The 21,679-nt window shown below is 66.5% G+C and carries 18 protein-coding genes; 7 read left to right on the top strand and 11 right to left on the bottom strand.

Annotation, left to right across the window (positions count from 1 at the left end; genetic code table 11):
* Positions 1 to 88: 88 nt before the first annotated feature.
* The 9 genes from fabG to xanC all read right to left on the bottom strand — a co-directional run bounded on the left by fabG (position 89) and on the right by xanC (position 7,615).
* Positions 89 to 826, bottom strand: coding sequence for a 3-oxoacyl-ACP reductase FabG (gene fabG, locus EO156_RS07230; protein WP_016850215.1), 738 nt, complete (start codon positions 824 to 826; stop codon positions 89 to 91).
* Between the two features lie 226 nt (positions 827 to 1,052).
* On the bottom strand, positions 1,053 to 1,490 hold the full coding sequence (locus tag EO156_RS07235; RefSeq protein WP_016850216.1) for a hotdog family protein: 438 nt from the start codon (positions 1,488 to 1,490) through the stop codon (positions 1,053 to 1,055).
* Entirely contained in the window at positions 1,477 to 3,843 is a 2,367-nt protein-coding gene (locus tag EO156_RS07240) for an MMPL family transporter (RefSeq protein WP_029829613.1), read from the bottom strand. Before EO156_RS07240 ends, EO156_RS07235 begins: the two co-directional genes overlap by 14 nt.
* Before the next feature lie 137 nt (positions 3,844 to 3,980).
* Positions 3,981 to 4,628 (bottom strand): LolA-related protein, encoded by a 648-nt coding sequence (locus EO156_RS07245; protein WP_005914789.1) that lies wholly within the window; start codon positions 4,626 to 4,628, stop codon positions 3,981 to 3,983.
* Positions 4,552 to 5,526 carry an acyltransferase gene (locus EO156_RS07250; protein WP_005914788.1) on the bottom strand — a complete coding sequence of 325 codons (975 nt, stop codon included), beginning with the start codon at positions 5,524 to 5,526 and terminating at the stop codon, positions 4,552 to 4,554. Before EO156_RS07250 ends, EO156_RS07245 begins: the two co-directional genes overlap by 77 nt.
* Entirely contained in the window at positions 5,523 to 5,750 is a 228-nt protein-coding gene (locus tag EO156_RS07255) for a hypothetical protein (RefSeq protein ID WP_202988577.1), read from the bottom strand. The genes EO156_RS07250 and EO156_RS07255 overlap by 4 nt, the downstream gene beginning before the upstream one ends.
* Before the next feature lie 71 nt (positions 5,751 to 5,821).
* The gene (locus EO156_RS07260; protein WP_005914786.1) at positions 5,822 to 6,571 is read right to left on the bottom strand and encodes a lysophospholipid acyltransferase family protein; all 750 of its coding nucleotides are present in this window, start codon (positions 6,569 to 6,571) and stop codon (positions 5,822 to 5,824) included.
* Positions 6,572 to 6,624: 53 nt separating this feature from the next.
* Positions 6,625 to 7,308: a membrane protein gene (locus tag EO156_RS07265; protein ID WP_003487404.1), complete on the bottom strand. Its 684-nt coding sequence runs from the start codon at positions 7,306 to 7,308 to the stop codon at positions 6,625 to 6,627.
* A 37-nt stretch (positions 7,309 to 7,345) separates the two neighbouring features.
* Positions 7,346 to 7,615, bottom strand: a complete 270-nt coding sequence (gene xanC / locus EO156_RS07270; RefSeq protein WP_005914783.1) for a xanthomonadin biosynthesis acyl carrier protein XanC — start codon at positions 7,613 to 7,615, stop codon at positions 7,346 to 7,348.
* A 299-nt stretch (positions 7,616 to 7,914) separates the two neighbouring features.
* Here xanC and EO156_RS07275 point away from each other — a divergent pair, with 299 nt between their 5' ends.
* The 3 genes from EO156_RS07275 (at position 7,915) to EO156_RS07285 (ending at position 10,813) form a co-directional block, all read left to right on the top strand.
* Positions 7,915 to 9,264, top strand: coding sequence for an NAD(P)/FAD-dependent oxidoreductase (locus EO156_RS07275; protein WP_016850211.1), 1,350 nt, complete (start codon positions 7,915 to 7,917; stop codon positions 9,262 to 9,264).
* On the top strand, positions 9,261 to 10,268 hold the full coding sequence (locus EO156_RS07280; protein WP_003487396.1) for a hypothetical protein: 1,008 nt from the start codon (positions 9,261 to 9,263) through the stop codon (positions 10,266 to 10,268). Before EO156_RS07275 ends, EO156_RS07280 begins: the two co-directional genes overlap by 4 nt.
* Before the next feature lie 200 nt (positions 10,269 to 10,468).
* Positions 10,469 to 10,813: a hypothetical protein gene (locus EO156_RS07285; RefSeq protein ID WP_005926459.1), complete on the top strand. Its 345-nt coding sequence runs from the start codon at positions 10,469 to 10,471 to the stop codon at positions 10,811 to 10,813.
* A gap of 48 nt (positions 10,814 to 10,861) precedes the next feature.
* Here the strand turns inward: EO156_RS07285 and EO156_RS07290 are convergent, their stop codons facing one another.
* A complete protein-coding gene (locus EO156_RS07290; RefSeq protein WP_029829620.1) occupies positions 10,862 to 12,205 on the bottom strand; it encodes an AMP-binding protein in 1,344 nt (447 codons plus the stop codon).
* Positions 12,206 to 12,791: 586 nt separating this feature from the next.
* On the opposite strand from EO156_RS07290, the gene EO156_RS07300 reads away from it, so the two are divergent.
* The 4 genes from EO156_RS07300 to hemF all read left to right on the top strand — a co-directional run bounded on the left by EO156_RS07300 (position 12,792) and on the right by hemF (position 18,011).
* Positions 12,792 to 15,152 (top strand): S9 family peptidase, encoded by a 2,361-nt coding sequence (locus EO156_RS07300; protein WP_016849293.1) that lies wholly within the window; start codon positions 12,792 to 12,794, stop codon positions 15,150 to 15,152.
* A gap of 393 nt (positions 15,153 to 15,545) precedes the next feature.
* A complete protein-coding gene (locus tag EO156_RS07305) occupies positions 15,546 to 16,262 on the top strand; it encodes a hypothetical protein (RefSeq protein WP_026006883.1) in 717 nt (238 codons plus the stop codon).
* Positions 16,259 to 16,828 carry a hypothetical protein gene (locus EO156_RS07310; RefSeq protein WP_016849295.1) on the top strand — a complete coding sequence of 190 codons (570 nt, stop codon included), beginning with the start codon at positions 16,259 to 16,261 and terminating at the stop codon, positions 16,826 to 16,828. Before EO156_RS07305 ends, EO156_RS07310 begins: the two co-directional genes overlap by 4 nt.
* A 283-nt stretch (positions 16,829 to 17,111) precedes the next feature.
* Positions 17,112 to 18,011, top strand: a complete 900-nt coding sequence (gene hemF / locus EO156_RS07320) for an oxygen-dependent coproporphyrinogen oxidase (RefSeq protein ID WP_016849296.1) — start codon at positions 17,112 to 17,114, stop codon at positions 18,009 to 18,011.
* Positions 18,012 to 18,866: 855 nt separating this feature from the next.
* Here the strand turns inward: hemF and polA are convergent.
* Complete coding sequence (polA, locus tag EO156_RS07330; RefSeq protein WP_029829621.1) at positions 18,867 to 21,671, bottom strand: DNA polymerase I; 2,805 nt, start codon at positions 21,669 to 21,671, stop codon at positions 18,867 to 18,869.
* Between the last annotated feature and the right edge of the window lie 8 nt (positions 21,672 to 21,679).

Consider the following 21,679-nt stretch of genomic DNA (forward strand, 5'->3'; position numbering starts at 1 on the left):
GTAAGAGCTTACAAGGACGTACTTGCAGCGTGTCCTGCGACGGTGGGCCGGCAAGGGCCCTGCAGCGAACGTCGCAGACCAGCCGCTCTCAGCCCATCCCACCATTGACGCCAATCACCTGGCCATTGATGTAGCCGGCCACGTCCAAGCACAGAAAGGCGACCAGCGCGGCCACTTCATCGGGTTTGCCGACGCGGCCGGCCGGTACCAACTGCTTGATCGCCTCCGGCGCAAAACTGTCGCCGACCATGTCGCTTTCGATCACGCCGGGCGCGACCACATTCACCGCGATGCCGCGGCTGGCCATTTCGCGCGAGAGCGACTTGCTGGCGCCGTGCAAGGCGGCCTTGGCGGCGGCGTAGTTGGTCTGCCCGCGATTACCCAGCACGGCCGCCACCGACGACACGCTGACGACGCGGCCCCAACGCGTGCGCGCCATCGGCAGCAGCAACGGCTGGGTGACATTGAAAAAACCGTGCAGCGACACGTCGATGACGCGATGCCACTGCTCGACATTCATGCCTGCCATCGGCGCGTCGTCGTGGATGCCCGCGTTATTGACCACGATCTGGATCGGGCCAGCTTCCAGCAAGCTCTCCAGCGCCGCCGAACTTGCCTGCGCGTCGGCCACATCGAAGGCCACTGCCTGTGCGCTCCCGCCATCGGCCACGATCGCGGCAACCACCTCGTCGGCACGCGCCAGGTTGCCGTTGGCGTGCACGATCACATGCCGGCCCTGCGCAGCCAGGTGGCGGCAGATCGCACCGCCAAGATCGCCGCTGCCGCCGGTGACCAGTGCGCGGCGTTGTGGAATGGGTGTGCTCATGGAAGACTCGATGGCGCCGCACGTGCGGCCGCGGAAACAAAAGGGGATTCATCCTAACCATTCATGCGAGCCACGTGCCAGCGCCCTGCGCAAGACTGGCAACGTTGCACTTGCGCACGCGCCTGCATCTTACGACGTGACCCAGGCGTGCGATCGTGCACACGCGCTGCCCTTGAAGCCGCCACACGCATTGCCGGCACCCGGCCACTCCAGCGATCAGGCGTGCCTACGCCTGCGCGGCGCCCAGCATCACGGTGGCGCGTCCTTCGGCAAGCAATTGCGCGCCATGGGTCAGGCGAAAACTGTATTGCTGGCTGTCCTCGCCCTGCATCAACACCTGCGCCTGGCACTCGATCGCATCCGGCAAGGTATCCAGATACATCACGTGCACCTCCACGCTACGCAGCGCTACCAGCATGCCAGGGCGTACCGGCTTGCCGGATTCGCGGCCCAGCAACCCGCCATGCACGGCCATGGCCTGCGCGCCGTATTCGCACAGATGCAGCGCGCGCAAACGCCCGTTGCACCGCAACGGATGCGCATCGCTGCGATGCGCGTGACTGCGCAGCACAATGCGCTGCGCATCCCACTCGATCACTTCTTCCCACAGGCACATGCTGCCCTGGTGCGGAATCAGCGCAGCGATTGCGTCACGTCCCTGCATGCGGTTCTCCGTTCGCGGTGCGTTCCAGCGCCGGTTCGCGCGACACCAGCAAGGCCAGAATGAAATTGAACAGCACGCCCAACGCCACTGTGCTGCCGATGGCACGCAAGACCGGGATGCTGGACGCGGCCAACAGCGCAAATACCAGCAGCGTCATCAGGCTGCAGACGATCAACGCATGCAGCGTACGCAGTTGGTCGGCGTGATCGTCGCCGGCATGATCGAAGAACAGCGCGTAGTCCAGGCCCAGACCGGCGGCCAGGATCAGCGCGATCAGATGGAACAGATTGAGTTCCACCCCGGTGCCGCGCAGGATCGCCAGGATCAGCACCGTCGTCAGCGCCATCGGCAGCAGTACGCGCACGATGCGGCGCGGGCTGCGCAGTGCGATCGCCACGGTCACTGCCAGCAACAAGGCAGCCAGGACCAGCGCACCGAGCACGCGTCCGCGGTAGGCGGCCACCAGCGATTCGGAGGCGTCCTTCAGATCCAGCAATTGCGCGCCGCTGCCTTGCACGGCGGCCGCCAACACCGCCGGATCGCGCAGGCCCGTCAACGACACCAGCGCGGTGCTGCGATCGCCACGGCCGAGCAGCAAGCCACCGACCGACGTGGCCAGCGGCGAGCCGCTCAGATCCTTCGGTAGCAGCGGTGCGGCGCGCTTGGCGGCGTCCAGATCCTGCAGGAACGGCGCAAACGCATCGCTGCGGAATGGCGTGGTGGCTACTGCGCGCTCGGTCAGCGCGCGCGCCTGCGCAGCATCGGGCAAGGCGGCCTGTCGCGCACGCTGGGTGTTGGCGCTGGGCAGATAGCGTGCCGCCATGTCGTAGCCGAGCAACGCACCATCGCGCACCAGCGCATCCAGACGCGGGCGCAATTGCTCGCTGGCCTGCAGCGCCGCCTCATCGCTGGCTGCCGGCAGCGCCAGCACGTAACGCACGTCCGGCGCGCCCAGTTCCTGACGCAGATGGGTGTCCTGCGCCAATGCCTTGGGCGGCACGGGGGTTAGCTTCGACAGATCGTTTTGCCAGAACTGCCCCGGCGCGAACACGATCACCGCAATGCCGATCACGGCCATCGCCGCCAGGCTGATGCGTGGCCGCGGCAGGCGCGCAATGCCACGCCACAGCACCGCCAGCACGCGCGAGTCCGCGTAGTCGCGCGGGGCCGGATCGATCAGGGCCGGCAACAGCCAGCGCGTGGTGACCGCGGCGGTGGCAAGGCCGGCAATGGTGAACACCGCCAGCTGCCGCAAGCCGTCCACGCCGGAGAACAGGAAGGTCACGTAGGCAATGCAGGTGGAGACCACGCCGGTGGCCAACGTCGGCCACAGATGCCGTGCGTTCTCGCGCGGATCCAGACCGGGACGCTGATGACTGAACAGATGGATCGGGTAATCCTGCACCACACCGATCAGCGTGAAGCCGAATGCCACGGTGATGCCGTGCACGCCGTCGAACAACAGCGCCACCGCACCCAGGCCGGCCAGACCGGCGCTGGCCAGCGGCAACACGCCAAGTACCGGAATCTTCCAGCTACGGTAGGCCACCAGCAGCAACAGCACCAGGCCCACCGTATCGAGCGTGCCGATCCACTGCGCTTCGCCTTGCGTGCGCGCGGTGATTTCCACCGCGAATGCGCCCGGCCCGGTCAGCGTCAGCCGGGTGGCAGTGCCCTTGCCGACCTTCGCGAACGCCGCTTGCACGGCGTCATAGGCCAGCTGCTGGCCGGTGGGGTCGAAGCCTGCCGCGCGGGTCTGCACGATCAACAGCGCCGAGGTGCCGGCGCGATCGAACCACACGTCATTGCGCGTGCGCGGCATCGCTGCCGGCTGCAGGGTGTCGGCCAGATGCAGGATTTCCATCGTGGGGTCGCGCGGCAGCAACGGCTCCACCATGGCCGCCGCCGGCGAGCCCAGATCCTGCACGCGCGCCTGCAACGCCGCTTCCAGCGTCCGCGCGTCGAGCGGGGTCTTGTCGAAGCTGTCGCTGAGCAGATAGCGGTACGGCAGCAAGCGCTCGGGAATCGCCTCCAACCCGGCGTTGCCACCGTTGCCGACCAGTTCGAACAGCGCCGGCTGCGCGGACAGCGCCTGGTGCAGTTGCTGCGACTGCTCGGCCAAGGTGACCGGATCGTTGTTGGACAACGCCATCAGCAGCAGCCGCGATCCAGGGCCTTCGCCGAGTTCTTCGATCAGCAGTTTTTGCGCCGGCGTGCGCGGGGCGGGCATGAACTTGCGCAGGTCGCCGGTGACCTTGAGCGTCTCGCTCAACCAGAATCCGGCCACTGCCAGCAAGGCCAGCCACAACAGTGCCAGGCCGATGCGGCGGTTTGCGTTCAACTTAAGCGACATGGTGTACGTGTCCTGCTACAGCGGCCGAACGCCCGCTGGCCGCGCGCGCGGCATCGGTCGTATTGGCAACGTGCGCGTTTCAGCTGCGAAGGGTGTGATGTGGTTAGAGACGACCGGCGCAACCATCCCGCGCGCGGTCACGCGCCCGAGCCGTGGCAAAGCGTGGTCAGCGCGGCGGCATCGGTCACGCCGGCCGCCGCGCGCGCTGCACCGGCCAGCAGGGTGCGCTGCAGGTCGCCCTTGGCAGGCACGCTTTCGATACACCGCAGTTCGTCGTTGCGTCCGTACAGGCGCAATTCGTGCACCTGCTTGGCCACGGCGGCGTCCTTGGGCTGCAGGGTCAGCTGCCAGGCCTGTGGCTGGCCCTGCCCACTGACGCGGTAGTGCTGCTCCAGCAGGGCGCGGTCGCCGGACAGCAACGCGCCGAATCCGGACTTCAAGCCGGCCAGCTCGGGCACGCGGCTCAACGAGAAACGGCGTGGCGATTTGCCTTCGCGTTCCAGCACGCCTTCGTCGCCGGTCAGCGTGGTGGTTTCGCGGTATGGCGCACTGACCTCGCGCACCAGCGTCTGCGCGTCCGGGCGACGGTAGTGGCCCTCCACGCGCAACGGCGTCTTCAGCAAGGCCGAGCCACGCAATTCGACGAATTCGGTGCTGACCGGTGCGGGGCGCGCCAGGCGCTGCAGCACCTGCCCGACGTCCAGCGTCTCAGGCGGTGCGGCGCATAGCGGTGCGGCGCTGAACAGCAGTATCAGCATCCACGGCAGGGTGCGGCACATCGGCATGGTGGGTGTTCCAGAAATCGTAGAAGTTGAACCAGTTGTACGGCGCGTAGCAGGTGTAATGTTCCAGCCTGGCAGCGTAATCGCGCATGAGTACCGCCAGCACCGGGGCGCGCTGACGACGTGGCACGTCCAGGCCTTCGCTGAAGGTTTCGAACGCCAGCTCGTAGTGATTGCCGCCGTGATACAGGCCGAACGCCAGCACCACCGGCACCTTGAGCGCAGCGGCGATCAGCCACGGCGAGGTCGGGAACATCGCATTGCGGCCAAGGAACATCGCCGGCAGCGCCGGGTCGCCTTCGCGCGGGCGATCGATCAGCAGCGCCACCAGCGCACCGGCATCGGTGGCCTCCTTGATCGCCATGACGATCGAGGTCGCGTCCATGCCGGCGTCGATGATGTTGGCGGCCAGCTGCGGGTTGAGCGCCCCCAGCAGGTCGGTCATGGCGCGGTTGTGCGCCTTGTCCAGCACCACCTTGACCTGCACGTCCGGGCGCTCGGTGGCCAGCACGCGCAGCGCATCGAAGCTGCCCAGGTGCGAGCCGAAGATCAGCACGCCGCGGCCGCGATCCATTTGCGCGTGCAGTTGATCCAGGCCGGCGATGTCCACGCGGAAGCGCTGCATCTGCCCGCACAGCATGTACACCCGGTCCAGGATGGTCGAGGCGAAGGTATGGATGTGCCGCGCCACATCGCGCAGCGAAGCCGGGCGGCCCAGCACCCGCGCCAGATAGGCACGCGAGGCGGCGCGCTCTGGGCCACGCACCAGCAGGAAGTACAGCGTGATCGGATACAGCAGCGCACGCCCCACCGCACGCCCGGCGTGCCGTGCAATGCCGCGGATCAGCCACAACGCAAAGCGCCCGCCACCTTCCGGACGCTGTTTCCAATGCTTGCTCATGGCGCTGCCTCGGCCACCAGTTCGCCGCTGACCAGCAACGCCTCGGCGCGCTGCACGCGGAAGCGCCAGCGCGGGCCATCGCCTTCCAGCGTGACCGAGGCGGTCTGGCCGGGCAGCAACGGCTGCACGAATTTCACCTGCGGCAGGCGCATGGCCGCGCGCGGACCATGCAGGGCTTCCACTGCCTGCAGCACATGGTCGAGCACGACCACGCCAGGCACCACGGGACGGCCCGGGAAATGTCCGGGCAGGCAGGGATGATCATGCGGCACAACGAAATCCATAAGCGTGGAACTCAGATCCTGGGTTGAAGCATTGCAGCCACGGCCTTGTGTGCCTGCTCGGTCAATTGTTGGCGATCCGGCGCATCCGGCCCGGTCACCGCGATCGGCGCACCGATCCGCACGCGAATGATGCCCGGCCTCACCCTGAACAGGCCATCGACCGGCAAGACCTTGCCGCAGCCATCCAGCGCCACTGGAACCACCTGCACGCCAGCATCGATAGCGGCCTGCAGTAGTCCGGCCTTGAATGGCAATAATGCGCCGGTGCGGCTGCGCGTGCCTTCGGGAAACAGACACAACTGTTTGCCCTCGCGCAACAGCGCGGCAGCCTGGCGCCGCACCAGCGCCCCTGCCCTGCGGCTGTCGCGGTCCAGAAACAGCATGCCGGCGGCATGCGCATACCAGTTCACGAACGGCACCTTGCGCATTTCCTGCTTGAGCAAAAAGCGCAGCGGCACCGGCAAGGCATGGAACAGCGCACAGATGTCGATGATCGACTGGTGGTTGCTCACGAACAGATAGTTCTTGGACCAATCCACCCGCTCGCGCCCTTCCACGATGACGGTGGCGCCCGCACCACGGAACAGCACCGGCGACCACATCCAGCTGCCCATGCGCAGCAGACGGTCGGCATCGCGGGTGATCGCCAGCACGACCAATGCATAGACGATCCCGCCAGCGGTGAAGGCCAGCGTGAACGCCAATTGCAACAGGTTGAACACAGCCCACGCCAGGCGCGACGGCATCCTTGCCAACGGCATTTTTGTCTTGCCCCCGAAAATATGCACGTCCGTCGCTGCCCCAGGCCACGCACTCAGCGCAGCAGATCGCGCCAGAAATCCGGCCCGAGCCGCGCCATCTGACGCAAGAAGTCTGGCAGATTACGATAGGGGCGCTGTGGAAACCAGCGACCGCGCAATAGATATTCCGCAACGAAGAAGCCGCCAATCACCCCATAGGCGAGCAGGTTGGCGAACAACGAGGCGCGCGCGTCGCTGATCGGCAGCGGCGAGGCATGACCCAGCTGCGCGAGCACGCCGCTGGGCTCGGCGCACAGACCCAGCACCAGATTGGCCAGGGTCAGGCCGCACAGCAGCACTGCCCAGGCCAGCGTGAGGCGGCGCGTGTAGCGGCGTTGTTCGGGCGTGATCGGCATGCCGGCCTGGCCGTACAGGCCTTCAACAATGCGCGTGATCAGCGGCGTGCGCCCGGCCCGCAGGCTGCGCCCGAAAAACCAGGCCACCCAACCGGTAAACACCACCGGCGGCGCCGCCAGCACCAACATCGCATACGGCGAATGCCACAGCGCGCCCAGCCCGGCAAGCAGCAGCAGCGCCAACGCCCAGGCCCAGGGCCGGCGCGCAACCATCGGTTCGATCAACACCATCAGCACCAGCAAACCACCGGCGATGACGGCCAATTCCGGGCGGTGACTGGCATTGGCCCAATGCGCCAGCGGCGAATACGCCACCGCCAGCAGAACGCCCAGCCCCAGCACCCACGCGGGTGCGTCGGGGGATGGCGCAGTTGGCAGATCAGACGGTCTTGTTGGCTTGGACATGCGCCGACAGTGCGCGCAGCGACGCGAAGATGCGACGGTTTTCGTCGTTGTCCGAGCGCAACTGGAAGCCGTAGCGCTTGCTGATCGCCAGCGCCAGTTCCAGTGCGTCGATCGAGTCCAGCCCCAGCCCGGTATTGAACAACGGCGCCTCCGGATCGATGTCGGCGGGCTGGACGTCTTCCAGGTTCAGACTTTCGACCAGGAGTTCGGCCAGTTCACGTTCGGCAGCGGTTTGCGAGGACATCCAGGATTTCCACAGGTCAGGGTCGGGCAACAAGAGTGAGAACAAGCAAGAGCAGCGCGGGCGACCATCGGCAGGCATGGGCGTCGCGTCGGGCCGTAGTGTACGTTGCCGCCGCTGCCAATCCGAGCATCTGCCGCGCGGCTGGCCGGTGCCTGCCTGCTGCCGTCGTTCTTCACATATGGATCGGCGGGCCACAGCTGGCCGGGCAGCCGGTCAGGCTATCATGACTGCATGACGCTCGCCCGCCGCAGGTTCGTTCCAGGATGACTTCCACCGCTGTTCGCCTCACCCCGACCGCCATGCCGGCAGCCGGGCCGGCTCCCGGACCGGAGTGTCCGGATGTCCTGATCGTCGGCGGCGGCCCGGCTGGCTGCACCGCGGCCATCGCACTTGCCGAGCTCGGTTGGTCCGTGACCCTGCTCGAGAAGGCGCAGCACCCGCGCTTTCATATCGGCGAATCCTTGCTGCCGATGAACATGCCGATTCTTGAACGCCTCGGCGTGCTGGAAGACGTGCGCGCCATCGGCGTGCTGAAGCGTGGGGCGGATTTTCCCAACGACAGCGGCGGCTACAACACATTCCGTTTTTCGCACGCGCTCGATGCCAAGGCCGATTTCGCCTTCCAGGTGCCACGTGCGCAATTCGACCACGTGCTGTTCCAGCGTGCGCGTGCGGTGGGCGTGGATGCACGCGAGCAGGTCTGCGTGGAGCAGGTCGCCTTCGACGGCGAACACCCGGTGCTGCAGGCACGCACGGCAGATGGTGGCGTACAGCAGTTCCGCCCGCGCTATCTGCTCGATGCCAGCGGCCGCGACACCTTCCTGGGCAACCGCCTCAAGCTCAAACGCGCCAATGCAACGCATCAATCGGCCGCCTTGTTCAGCCATTTCCGCGGCGTGGCACGACGCCCGGGTGAGGATGCCGGCAACATCAGCATCTACCGGCATGCGCATGGCTGGATGTGGCTGATTCCGCTGCCGGAGGACATCATGAGCGTGGGCGCGGTCTGCTATCCGGACTACATGAAGACCCGCCAGGGCGACAGCGAGGGCTTCTTGATGCGCACGCTGGCGCTCAACCCCGAGCTCAGCGCGCGCATGCTCGGCGCCGAGCGCGTGGCGCCGGTGCATGCCACCGGTAACTACGCCTACGAATGCACGCGCATGGCCGGGCCGCGCTGGTTGATGCTGGGCGATGCCTACACCTTCGTCGACCCGATGTTTTCCTCTGGCGTGTTCCTGGCCATGCACGGCGCCGAACGTGGCGCGGCGATGGTGGATGCCGCACTGCGCGCACCGCAGTCGGAGGCGAAACTGCAGCGCGCCCTGCAGCGCGAACTGACGCGCGGCGTGGATGAATTCAAGTGGTTCATCTACCGCTTCACCTCGCCCACCATGCGCGCCTTGTTCGCGCAGCCGCAAAACACCTGGCAGGTGGAACAGGCGGTGGTGGCGATGCTGGCCGGCGATGTGTTCGACGCCCCCAAAGTCCGCATCCGCCTGCGCGCCTTTCGCGCCCTGTACGCACTCACCGCCTTGTCGATGATGCCGCGCGCCTGGCAGTCGTGGCGCCATCGCCGGCGTCAGGCCAAGCTCGGCTTCGACGGCGACACCTTGCAACGCGACACGCAACAACGAGACGCTCCATGACCGCTTCCCAGGCCCAGACCACGCACGCCGTGCGCCACCCCCGGCTGCAGGTCGACTATGTCGACCAAACCGACCCTGCCGTGCTGCTGACCGACCCGCAGGTGCTGGCCGTGTTCGGCTTCGGCGATGCGGCGCCGCGCCTGCACGACCCGCGCTATCTGCGCGTGCCGCTGCAGCCGTACCAGGCCAGCGTGCTGGAAGTGTGGCGCACCGATGCGCCGGTGAGCAGCGGCCGCGATGGCAACATCGCCTGGTCCAGCGATGGGCACCTGCAGTTCGGCGTGATCGAGATCGACGAGCAGGATGTCGATATCGAAGAAGCCGCCGCCCGGGCGTATGCGGAAATCACCGCCTTCGTCAGCAACAGCCAGACGCCACGGTTGCTGCGGATCTGGAATTACCTGGACGCCATCACCCTGGGCAGCGGCGACCGCGAACGTTACCGGCAGTTCTGCGTGGGCCGTGCACGCGGGTTGGGCGCGTTCGACACCGCGCAATTGCCGGCCGCCACCGCCGTGGGCCGTTGCGATGCCGAGCGCATCATCCAGATCTACTGGCTGGCCGCCGCCAATGCCGGCACGCCGCTGGAAAACCCGCGCCAGGTCAGTGCCTACCACTACCCGCGCCAGTACGGCCCGCAGTCACCGAGTTTCGCCCGTGCCATGCTGCCGCCGGCCGGCAGCGACATGCCGTTGCTGCTGTCAGGCACCGCTGCCGTGGTGGGCCACGCCTCGATGCACACCGGCCAATTGCTGGCGCAGCTGGAAGAAACCTTCGCCAACTTCGACGCCCTGCTCGGCGCCGCGCGCCAGCAGGCACCTGCGTTACCGGCGCAGTTCGGCGCCGGCACCCGCCTGAAGGTCTATGTGCGCGAGCGCGAGGACCTGCCCCGGGTTGCGCAGGCACTGGACGCCCGCTTCGGCGATGCGGTTCCGCGCCTGCTGCTGCACGCGGTGATCTGCCGCGATGAGCTGGCGGTGGAGATCGATGGGGCGCATGGGTGATGCCGCCTGCCGCGGAGGCCATCTGCGGCGATCGCTTGAGCAGCGCCAACGGATGGCGCGATGCGGGCTGACGTGACGCAGGCATTCCTGCGCTGTGCGCGTTCAACACCGCTTGTCGAAAGCGTTAGACAGCCGCTGACAAATGCCAGCACACCGCTGCTTCTAAGCTGGCCTCTCAGCATTGCGCGCAGAGGCCGACCATGTTGTTGCTTGCGATCGTATTGGCGGCGTCCGTTCCAGCCGGCCCCCAATTGCTTGTCGGCCAGTCATTCGAAACCTTCGCGACGCAAACCGACAGCCTGTGCCCTGGCAGACAGGCCAGATCGATTACGCCCGGCGATCTGGATTTTGCGCAAGAAACCTTTGAAGCGCAGTTGCGCCCACGCACCCGCACACGGCTGGAGGCGGCGAATACTGCGGCAACACGCTGCGCCGACCGCAATGGCCTGAGCTGCCAGGTGGAAGCAACGCTCGAAGCCCTGCAGCAAACGCGCTTGCTGGCACGTTTTTCGCGCTATGTCTGCAGCCATCCATCGCCAAGCTGATCCTGACAGACGCAGCGCCCGACGACGCGCGCACGCGGCAGGTCACGCTCAGCCGTTGAGCAATCCCAGCACCACATCGCGCGGCAGCTTGCCGGTTTCGTTGCGCGGCAGGGCGGCGAGTTTGCGCAGGCGGCGCGGCAGGAACACCGGGTCCACGCTGACGCGCAGTGCGGCCAGCACCTGGGCTTCGTCGAGGGTAGGGGCGACCACCAGCGCAGCGATGCGACCGACCGCCTGGCCGGGGTCGGGCGCGAGCTGCACGATGGTCCCGTCGATGACGCCGGGAATGGCGAGCAAGCGCCGGGTGAGATCGGCCAGCGATGCGCGTTTTCCGGCGATTTCCAGCAGGTCGGCCTGGCGGCCGCGCACCTGGAAGCGGCCGTCGTCGGCCACGTCCATCATGTCGGCCAGCAGCACCGGCGTGGCCAGATGCGGCGCATGCACCAGCGTGCCTGCGGCCTGGGTTTCCAGGCGCACGCCGGGCAAGGGCGTCCACGCCGCTTCCAGCGCGGTGCGGCGCACGGCGAACACGCAGGTTTCGGTGGAGCCGAACATCTCGCGCACCTCACCGCCGAAACGCGCTTCGGCGGCAGCGGCGATCTCCGGCGCCAGCGGCGCGGTGGCCGACACGATGCCGGCCAGCGGCGGCAGCGCCACGCCGGATTCGACCAACGCACGCAGATGCACCGGCGTGGTCACCAGGACACGCGGCGCGGGAATATCGGCCAGCGCACGTGCCACGTCGTCCGGAAAGAACGGCCGCCCTGCGTGCACCGCCAGCGTGGTCACCATCGGCAGCAGCACCGACAATTCCATGCCGTACATGTGCTGCGGCGGCACCGTGGCAACCACGTGCGGGACGGCATCGGCGTGCGTCCACAGGCTTTGCAGCGCGACCAGATCCTGGCGCGTGCTGGTCAAAAAACTGCCCCATGTCTTGGGATTGGGTTGCGGGCTGCCCGTGCTGCCGGAGGTGAAACCGATCGCCACCAGCGCATCGTCGGCCAGCTGCGGAATCGGACCCTGGGCCTGCGGCAACTCGGCCGGCAGCTGCCAATACCGCGGCGGCGCCAACTCCAGCGTCAGATCGCCCAGACAATAGGTATCGGCGTAACGCGCCTGCACTTCGCCCACGACCGCCGGCGCGCGCGAAGACGGCAGCAGCGAGATCTGCCCGCGCAGCGCACACGCATAGAACGCCACCATGAAACGGTAGCGGTCTTCGCACAGATTCACCGCATGGCTGCCGGCGGGCAGCTGTCGCGCCAGGCCGTGCACGTGCGCGATGAAGGTCGCCAGATCGACCGACTGCCCCGCGCGCCAGGCCAGCGGACGGTCGGGCGCACCAACAGCCATCGGATGGGAAACAGCGGGAGCAGGCAGGCTGGACATGGAAACCGATGGTCGCAAAAGCGCGCTAGCTTGGCCGCCACCTGCGCTGCTGGCAAGTCGGGGGTTTTCCTCTGCGACACGCGGAGTTGATCGCCGCCGGGGCGTGGCATGGGGGGACGGGCCAGTTGCGTGTACCACGCGCGCCTTGTGCGGCACGGCAATCATCATCTTTGCGCTCGGCGGGTCTTCACCAGTGCGTGGTTGCGCTGGGCGTTGCGATACGCCGGTCGGCTGCAGGTGTGGATGGCAGTCGTGCGGCGCGGCTGCGCAGGTGGGTTTTCCACGCGAGATTTTCGCTGCGCCCGTCTGCGCTTGTCAGTCGCGCGCGGATTTACCAGTGCCGTGGAGTTGAAGTGTTCATTTTGCTGTCGCGTCCTACCTTGCTGATGCCGCGTACCGCTTGCTCTGCAACTGCATCCCTTGCGCAGCGCTCGATCATGGTCGCGCCCGCTCATCGCGCGCTAGCAGATGTTACCGGGGGCTGCATGCAGCCACGCACGCATGACCTGTGGCCCAAGCCTGCCGCGAAGGCGAACTGCTAGGCTTGCGCGCTCTCCTTTGCGTCCAGCCGTGTCCGATGCCTAGATTGTTGCCGTTGACCCTTCTGCTGCTGGCCACCGCTGCGCATGCGCAGTCTGCCGCCCCGCTCACCATCGAACAGGCGATGGCCGACCCGGACTGGATCGGGCCGTCGGTGGATCAGGCCTGGTGGCAATGGGACGGCAAACAGGTGCAATACCTGCTCAAGCGCGATGGCAGCCCGGTGCGCGACACCTATCGCCAGGGCACCGGCGGTGGCACTGCCGAACGTGTGGCCGATGCCGCGCGCGCCGGCCTGGATGCGGCAAACCCCAGTTACGATGCCACCCGCCAGCGCATGCTGTTCGCACGTAACGGCGACATCTTCCTGCGCGATCTGCGCACAGGTGCGCTGACCCAGCTGACCCGCAGCAACGAGATCGAATCGCGTCCGCAGTTCGCCAGCGACGGCGGTGCGATCTGGCGCGCGGGCAACAACTGGTACCACTGGCGCGCCGACGGCGGCACCGCGCAGGTGGCGGTGGTCAAGGCCGAGCGCGACCCCAACGCCGCCCCCAAGGCCGATGTGCTGCGCGAGCAGCAACTGGCGACGCTGGCCACCTTGCGCCGCGACAAGGAGCAACGCGACGCGCTGCGCACGCAGGAAGATGCCTGGCGCCGCGCCGATGCCACGCGTGCGGCAGCGCCGGTGTATCTGGGCGATGAGGTGGAGATCGTCGACAGCGCGTTGTCGCCGGACGGCCGCCATCTGCTGGTGGTCACACAGGCCAAGAGCGCCGACGAAGGTCAGGCCGGCAAGATGCCCAAATACGTGACCGAATCCGGTTACGAAGAATTCCAGGAAGTACGTACACGTGTGGGCCGCAACGCACCGGCAGCGCATGCGCTATGGCTGGTGGATGTCGGCGCGGGCACAGCCAGATCGCTGTCGTTCGATCCGCTCCCCGGCATCGCCACCGACCCGCTGGCGGCCTTGCGCAAGGCCGCCAAGCGCGACCCGCTCAAGGGCAACCGCGCGGTGCGCGTGGAAAGCGATGGCGACGGCAGCGGGCCGGCCGTGCACTGGAGCGATGACGGCCGCAACGTGGCGGTGGAAATTCGCGCGGTGGACAACAAGGACCGCTGGATCGCCAGCGTGGACCTGGACGACGCCAGGTTGCAGCCGCGTCACCGTTTGAGCGATAGCGCCTGGATCAATTGGGACTTCAACGATTTCGGATGGCTGCCCGACAATCGCACGCTGTGGCTGCTGTCGGAAGAGTCGGGCTATTCGCAGCTGTACACGGTGGAAGGCAACGGCAAGCCGCGCCAGCGCACGCGCGGCAAGTGGGAAGTGTCGATGCCGGTGCCCAGCGCCGATGGCAGCGGCATGTTCTTCCTGTGCAACCAGAAATGGCCGGGCGATTACGAAGTCTGCAAGCTCGATCTGCGCAACGATCAACTCACCGAGATCACGGCGTTGAACGGCGTGGAAGGCTACAGCCTGTCGCCCAACGGGCAGCAGTTGCTGGTGCGCTACTCCGGCAGTTATCTGCCGACGCAACTGGCGGTGGTGCCGGCCGCAGGTGGCCAGGCCACCGTGCTCACCGACACGCGCACGCCGGCCTTCAAGGCGCAGCCGTGGATTGCGCCGCAGTACGTGCAGGTGCCTTCCAAACATGGCGCCGGCACGGTGTGGGGCAAGTATTACGGGCCGACCAATCCCGAGCCCGGCAAGCAGTATCCGATCGTGATGTTCGTGCACGGCGCCGGGTATCTGCAGAATGTCTCCGAACGCTACACCCCGTATTTCCGCGAGCAGATGTTCCACAACCTGCTGGTGCAGCAGGGCTACATCGTGCTGGACTTGGACTATCGCGCCTCCGAAGGCTACGGCCGCGACTGGCGCACGGCGATCTATCGCAACATGGGCCACCCCGAGCTGGAAGATTATCTGGATGGCCTGGACTTGCTGGTCGCCACCAAGCAGGGCGATCGCGCACGCGTCGGCATCTATGGCGGCTCGTACGGCGGCTTCATGACCTACATGGCGCTGTTCCGCAGCCCTGGCACATTCAAGGCCGGGGCGGCGCTGCGCCCGGTCGGCGACTGGATGCAGTACAACCACGAGTACACCTCCAACATCCTCAACACGCCCGAAGTCGATCCGGAGGCCTACAAGACGTCCTCACCGATCAACTACGCCGAGGGCTTGCGCGACCATCTGCTGATCGCGCACGGCATGATCGACGACAACGTGTTCTTCAAGGATTCGGTGGACATGACGCAGAAGTTGATGGAGCTGCACAAGGACAACTGGCAGGTGGCGCCTTATCCGCTGGAACGCCACGGCTTTACGCGTGCCGATTCATGGCTGGACGAGTACAAGCGCATCCTCAAACTGTTCAACGAGCAGGTGAAACCCTAAAGCCGGCGAAACTGCGCGTGTCTGTCCCTGGATGGAAGCGGACGACACGCGCAGGGCTCGGGCGTTGCGCGTGTTGCACGCAGACGCCGGGGTCAGGCCAGCTCGCAGTCACGATCCGCCCTGACCAACGGCGCACAACGTTCCCGATGCGGCCATCCGCAGCGACGGCCCTGCGAGCGGGATCAACAATGCAGCACGTGCGTAGGCAAACCAACACCGGCGCGTCGGTTGCTTCGCACTCACCTGTTGCTACGCAAGTGGCTCTAAGCTTGGCGCAGGACCGGCAACGCGCCCTCGCTGCGCGCGCGTTGCTGCACCGGTCCGCCGCATGACCGGTGCGCCGCCGGCATGATGGCGCTTCCACTCACCACGGGCGCAGGGAAGGAAGAAGCGATGGGCCTGTGGGACCGTTTGTTTGGACGCAAGAGCACTGCGGCAAACACGCCGCGCACAGCACCGACGGCAGCGCCTGTCGCTGCCGCAGACGCCTCGGAGGCGGGGGCCGAGATCGACCCCGCACTGCAGCCGGCGCTGAGCGCGTTTCAGCGCGGCGACCATGTCGGCGCCTACAACGCTGCGCAGACGCAGCTCCACCTTGGGTCCGATGCGCAGCGCCTGTGCGCGCTGTCGTTGAGCGCGCTGGACCGCTATCGCGAAGCCTACCCGTACTGGCTGGCGCTTTACGAGCTGGAGCCCAGCGCGCACAACGCACTGCAGTTGGCAACCACCTCGGTGATGTGCAACGAGATCGCGCAGGGCGAGCAGTGGTTGCTGACCTTCGACGATCTCAACGCGCAGGAGCGGTCCACCTCGCCCGCCACCGCACGTACCAGCTTCCTCACCGCGCTCACCCGCGCCGGCCATGGGGCGCACGCGCTGCCGCATCTGGAATGGTTGCGCGAGGCATACGCCGGCATGTCCATCACCGACAGCCACTTCCTGTACGTGCGCGGGCTGCCGTTTCTCGAAGCCTTTCTTGAGCGCAGTACGCCGTTGTTGCGCCAATGCCTGCCAGCCGATGCAGTGCCCGAGTGGTACGCGCAACTGCAACCGGCGCTGGATCCCCCCGGGCAGGCGATGGTGGCTGCCCACATCGCATCGCTGCAATGAGCGCCGTCCAGCCAGCATCGGCGCGGCAGCGCGGTGGCTTCGTCACTCCGTTGGCGTGGGTTTCCCTGTTGCTGGGGGTGGTCGGCGTGCTGGCCAATCTGGTGCAGATCGCAATGATCGCACTGACGCCAGGTGCGGCATCGCTAGGTCTGCCCGAAGGCATCACCCTGCCCCACTCCTGGCAATGGCTGATCGATCACGCGCTGTCCTTATCCGTCGCCGGCGTGTTGCTCTCGGCTGCGTTCTGCTGGTTGAGTTGGGCGCTGCTGCAGCGGCGCGAGTGGGCAAGGCTTGGCTTCGTGGCGGTGTTGCTGGTGACCGGAGTGCTCAATTTCGGCGGACTGGCGTTGATTGGACCATTGTTCGACGGCGTACAGACGCTACTACCCGCCGATGTGCTGCAAAGCCCGGAATGGCCGCAAATGCGGGCACGTTTGCAGGCCACCCAGCAGATGGCATTGGTCCTCACCGGCCTGGGTGCGCTGGCGATCGGCTGCGTGCATGCGGTCCTGGCATGGCGGTTGTGCACGCCCGCTGTCCGCGCGGAGTTCTCGCAACCTGAGTGACTTGGGAGCGGGCAAGGACGCTGCAGCCTGCAGCAGATCAGCTGCCTTGCAACGAAATACCCCTCGCTCGCCAGTTGCGCATCAAAAACTGAGAGCTTGCGTGTGCGGTTGCCCGGCGATCTTCAAGCCCAGGTCGACTGTACGGCGCCTGCATCGCTCGCGGCACACGCCGTGCACCCATCGTTGCGGAGGACACTGCACCAGCATCCCCGCATCGCACTGCGACAAACGGGCGCGCTTGCGCGGGATCCACCACGCGGAGTGCACGGCTTAGAATTGGGACATGAACGAATTCGACCGTGTACGCGATTATCTGACCGACCTGCAGGACCGGATCTGCGCCGCTGTGGAAGCTGCCGACGGCAGGGCACGCTTCGCCGAGGATCTTTGGAAGCGCGAAGAAGGCGGCGGTGGCCGGACCCGCATCCTGCGCGACGGCGCGGTGTTCGAGCAGGCCGGCATCGGTTTTTCGGATGTGTCCGGTACGCGCCTGCCGCCGTCGGCCAGTGCGCACCGGCCCGAGCTTGCCGGTGCGACCTGGCGTGCATGCGGCGTCTCGCTGGTGTTTCATCCGCACAATCCGTATATCCCGACCACGCACATGAACGTGCGTTACTTCCGCGCCGAGCGCGATGGCGAGGTGGTGGCCGCCTGGTTTGGCGGTGGCTTCGATCTGACCCCGTTCTATCCCGTCGATGAAGACGTGCAGCACTGGCACCGCGTTGCGCAGGCGCTGTGCGTGCCGTTTGGACAAGAGCGCTATGCCGCGCACAAGCGTTGGTGCGACGAATATTTTTTCCTGCGCCACCGCAACGAAACGCGGGGCGTGGGCGGGCTGTTCTTCGACGATCTGGGTCAGGACTTCGAGCGCGACTTTGCCTACCAGCGCGCAGTGGGCGATGGCTTTCTGGATGCCTACATACCCATCGTGCAGCGTCGCAAGGACACACCCTATGGCGAGCGCGAACGCGAGTTTCAGCTGTACCGTCGGGGGCGCTACGTGGAATTCAATCTGGTCTACGACCGCGGCACCCTGTTCGGTCTGCAAAGCGGTGGGCGCGCCGAGAGCATCCTGATGAGTCTGCCGCCGCGAGTGCGCTGGGAGTACGGCTTTACGCCGGAGCCAGGCAGCGCGGAAGCGCGCCTGGCCGATTACCTCATCCCACGGGACTGGCTGGGTTGATGAAGACGCCGCCGTAAGGCGTGTCGTCCTAGCGGACCTCCCTGCAGGCTGTGGTCGTGGCCGATACGTTCCAGCGCGCGTCGCGAGCAAGTGCGCTACTTGCTGACGGCTCGATCGACTGTGCGTCATCGGTGCGCCACGCCGCCGGCGACAGCGCCGCAAAGGCGCGGATCGCGCAACGCAAGGCGCCCTGCTCCCTAGCAGGATGAAACTCGCCATCCATCGCCGGCATCGGGAGCGTGTCCGGCAAGCGCGCAGGGCTAGCGTGTGAACGCAACAACGGTAAGCCGATAGCTGAATGCGCGCGGTGGCACGACCCATAAGTCTGAATGCCTGAGGGGGTCACCATACCGCCGTCGCAGCATGACCTCTACATCGCCGCGCGCGGCCAATTGAATGGCATTTTTCCTGCAACGCAGCCTGCAGTGGCGCCTGGCGCAAGCCAATGCGTCGCCTGCGCGGGACCTCTGACCATGTCGCTACATGCCGCGCGCCTGCGCACGCCGAGGCACACAGCATCGCAACCGACCCTGCAGTGCTTGCGGCATCATTGGGAAGACACAAATAAAAAAGCCCCGCAGACCAGGGGGAGGTCGGCGGGGCCAGGGAACGGAAACTTGGGGAGGAGTTTCCGCTCCGAGATCTGCTCCAGGGGATGGGAGAGATCTGCCGACAGGCGTTGCGCCCGTCGAGGGGTATAACAACATTTTCCACATTGATGGATCGTGAAGATGACTGTTAAAAAAATGTAGAATTTAGGGGGTATTCATTCCATTAACTCAGCTGAATTCACATTATGTTTGGAACGGATTATTGCCGATCTGCGTATTCAGCATATCGCTGCCATTCGCCGCATCAATGCGCTTGGTCCCAATTATCGCCAACGCCCGAATCGACCACCAGCGGCACGCGTAATTCAGCAGCGCCCGCCATGCGCGTGGTGACCTCGCTCAGCAGCGTGTCGACGAAATCGATATCGGCTTCGAACACCAGTTCGTCGTGCACCTGCAAAATCATCTTCGCGCGTTGCGCGTGGTCGGCGATCCAGCCATCCACCTTGACCATCGCGCGCTTGATGATGTCCGCAGCGGTGCCCTGCATCGGCGCGTTGATGGCGGCGCGCTCGGCACCGGCACGCTGGCCCTGGCTGCCGGCATTGATGAAATCCAGGTACAGCCGACGGCCGAACACGGTTTCCACATAGCCCTTGTCGCGCGCCTGCTGGCGGGTGGTTTCCATGAAGTCGCGCACGCCCGGGTAACGGCTGAAGTACAGCGCAATGTAATCCTGCGCCTCGCCGCGGCCGATACCGAGCTGGCGGGCCAGGCCAAAGGCGCTCATGCCATACATCAGGCCGAAGTTGATCGCCTTGGCAGCGCGGCGTTCGTCAGCGCTGACGGTGTCGATGGTGCGGCCGAAGACTTCGGCGGCCGTGGCGCGATGCACGTCGGCGCCGGACTCGAACGCACCCACCAGCCCGGGGTCGCCGGACAGGTGCGCCATGATGCGCAGTTCGATCTGCGAATAGTCGCAGGCGATCAGCTTGCGTCCGGGCGGTGCGACGAAGGCGCGGCGAATGCGGCGGCCGTCTTCGGTGCGGATCGGGATGTTCTGCAGGTTCGGATCCGAGGAGGACAGCCGCCCGGTGGCGGCACCGGCCTGGTGGTAGCTGGTGTGCACGCGCCCGGACTGCGGGTGGATCATCTCCGGCAGCTTGTCGGTGTAGGTGCTGCGCAGCTTGGTCAGGCCACGGTATTCCAGGATGACCCGCGGCAGCTCGTGCTGGTCGGCGATGGCTTCCAGCGCCTCTTCGTTGGTCGAGGGCTGGCCCTTGGGCGTCTTGACCACGGCAGGGAGCTTGAGCTCGTCGAACAGCAGGGCCTGCAGCTGCTTGGGCGAATCCAGGTTGAAGGTGCGCCCGGCCAGCTCGGTGGCTTTCTGCTGGGCGGCGAGCATGCGCTTGGACAGGTCCGCGCTCTGGCGGCGCAGTTCGACCGCATCCACGCACACACCGTTGGCCTCGATGCGGGCCAGCACGTCCACCAGCGGCATTTCGATGTCGCGGTAGACGCGCTCCAGGCCCGGTTCGCTGGTCAGGCGGGGGCCGAGCACGCGATGCAGGCGCAAGGTGATGTCGGCGTCTTCGGCGGCGTAGCGGGTGGCGTCTTCCAGGCTGATCTGGGCGAACGGGATCTGCTTGGCGCCCTTGCCGCAGACGTCTTCGTACTTGACGGTGTCGTAGCCGAGATAGCGCTTGGCCAGGCTATCCATGTCGTGGCGGGCGCTGCCGGAATTGAGCACGAAGCTCTCCAGCAAGGTGTCGTCGGCGTAGCCGGCCAGTTCCACGCCATGCCGGCGCATCACGTGCAGGTCGTACTTGCCGTGCTGGCCGAGCTTGCGCACGGCCGGGTCGGTGAGCAGCGGCGCCAGCTGCGCCAACGCCTGGGTGCGGTCGAGTTGAACCGGGGCGCCGGGAAAGTTGTGGCCAAACGGCAGGTACGCCGCCTGGCCAGGCTCGGCGGCCACGCTCAGGCCGATCAAATCGGCTTGCAGCGGGTCCAGGCTGTCGGTTTCGGTATCGAAGGCGAACTGCCCGGCGGCACGCAGCCGCGCGATCCAGCTGTCGAGCTGCTCCTGGGTCAGGATGGTGTCGTACTGGCCGGGCGTCGACAGCGACGGATCCAGATCCACCGCTGCGTTGACGGGGCCGGAGACGAAGCCGGTGCCGCGCGCGCGGCCCGGCTCGGTGCGCGCAGTGGCAGCAGCAGCGCCCAGCGCCACCGGCTCGGCCAGCAGGCCCGCCTGGGCAGCGGCCGCGCCACCCAGTTCGCGCAGCGCCTGGGTGAAACCGTAGCGGGCATACAGCACCGCCAGCGCCTCGGCATTGGGCTCGCGCAGGTCGAGCGCGCGCGGGCCGCTGGCCAGGGTGACATCGGTCTTGATGGTGACCAGCGTGCGGTTGAGCGGCAGCCGTGGCAACGCGGCGCGCAGGTTGTCGCCGATCTTGCCCTTGATCTTGTCGGCATTGGCAATGACGCCATCGAGCGAGTCGTATTCGGCCAGCCATTTGGCGGCGGTCTTGGGGCCGCACTTTTCCACGCCGGGCACGTTGTCGACGGTGTCGCCCATCAGCGCCAGCAGGTCCACGATCTGCTCCGGCCGCACGCCGAACTTGGCGATCACCGCCGCGTCCGAATCCATGCGGCTGCCGCTCATGGTGTTGACCAGTTCGATGCCCGGGCGCACCAGCTGGGCGAAGTCCTTGTCGCCGGTGGAGATGGTGACGGCCAGGCCATCGGCGGCGCCCTGCAGCGCCAGCGTGCCGATCACATCGTCGGCTTCCACGCCGTCGATACGCAGGATGTCGATGCCCAGCGCATGCACGATGTCGCACATCGGCTGCACCTGCGCGCGCAGGTCGTCGGGCATCGACGGCCGGTTGGCCTTGTAGTCGGCATACAAGTCATCACGGAAGGTTTTACCGGGCGCATCCACCACGAAGGCGATGTAGGCCGGGCGCTCCTTCAAGGTGGCGCGCAGCATGTTGACCACGCCGAACAAGGCGCCGGTGGGCTCGCCCTGCGCATTGGTCAGCGGCGGAAGCGCGTGGAACGCGCGATACAGGTAACTGGACCCGTCGATCAGGACTAATCTGCTCATGACCCAAT

This window comes from Xanthomonas sp. DAR33341 (assembly GCF_003992815.1).
GTDB classification, from domain to species: domain Bacteria; phylum Pseudomonadota; class Gammaproteobacteria; order Xanthomonadales; family Xanthomonadaceae; genus Xanthomonas; species Xanthomonas cissicola.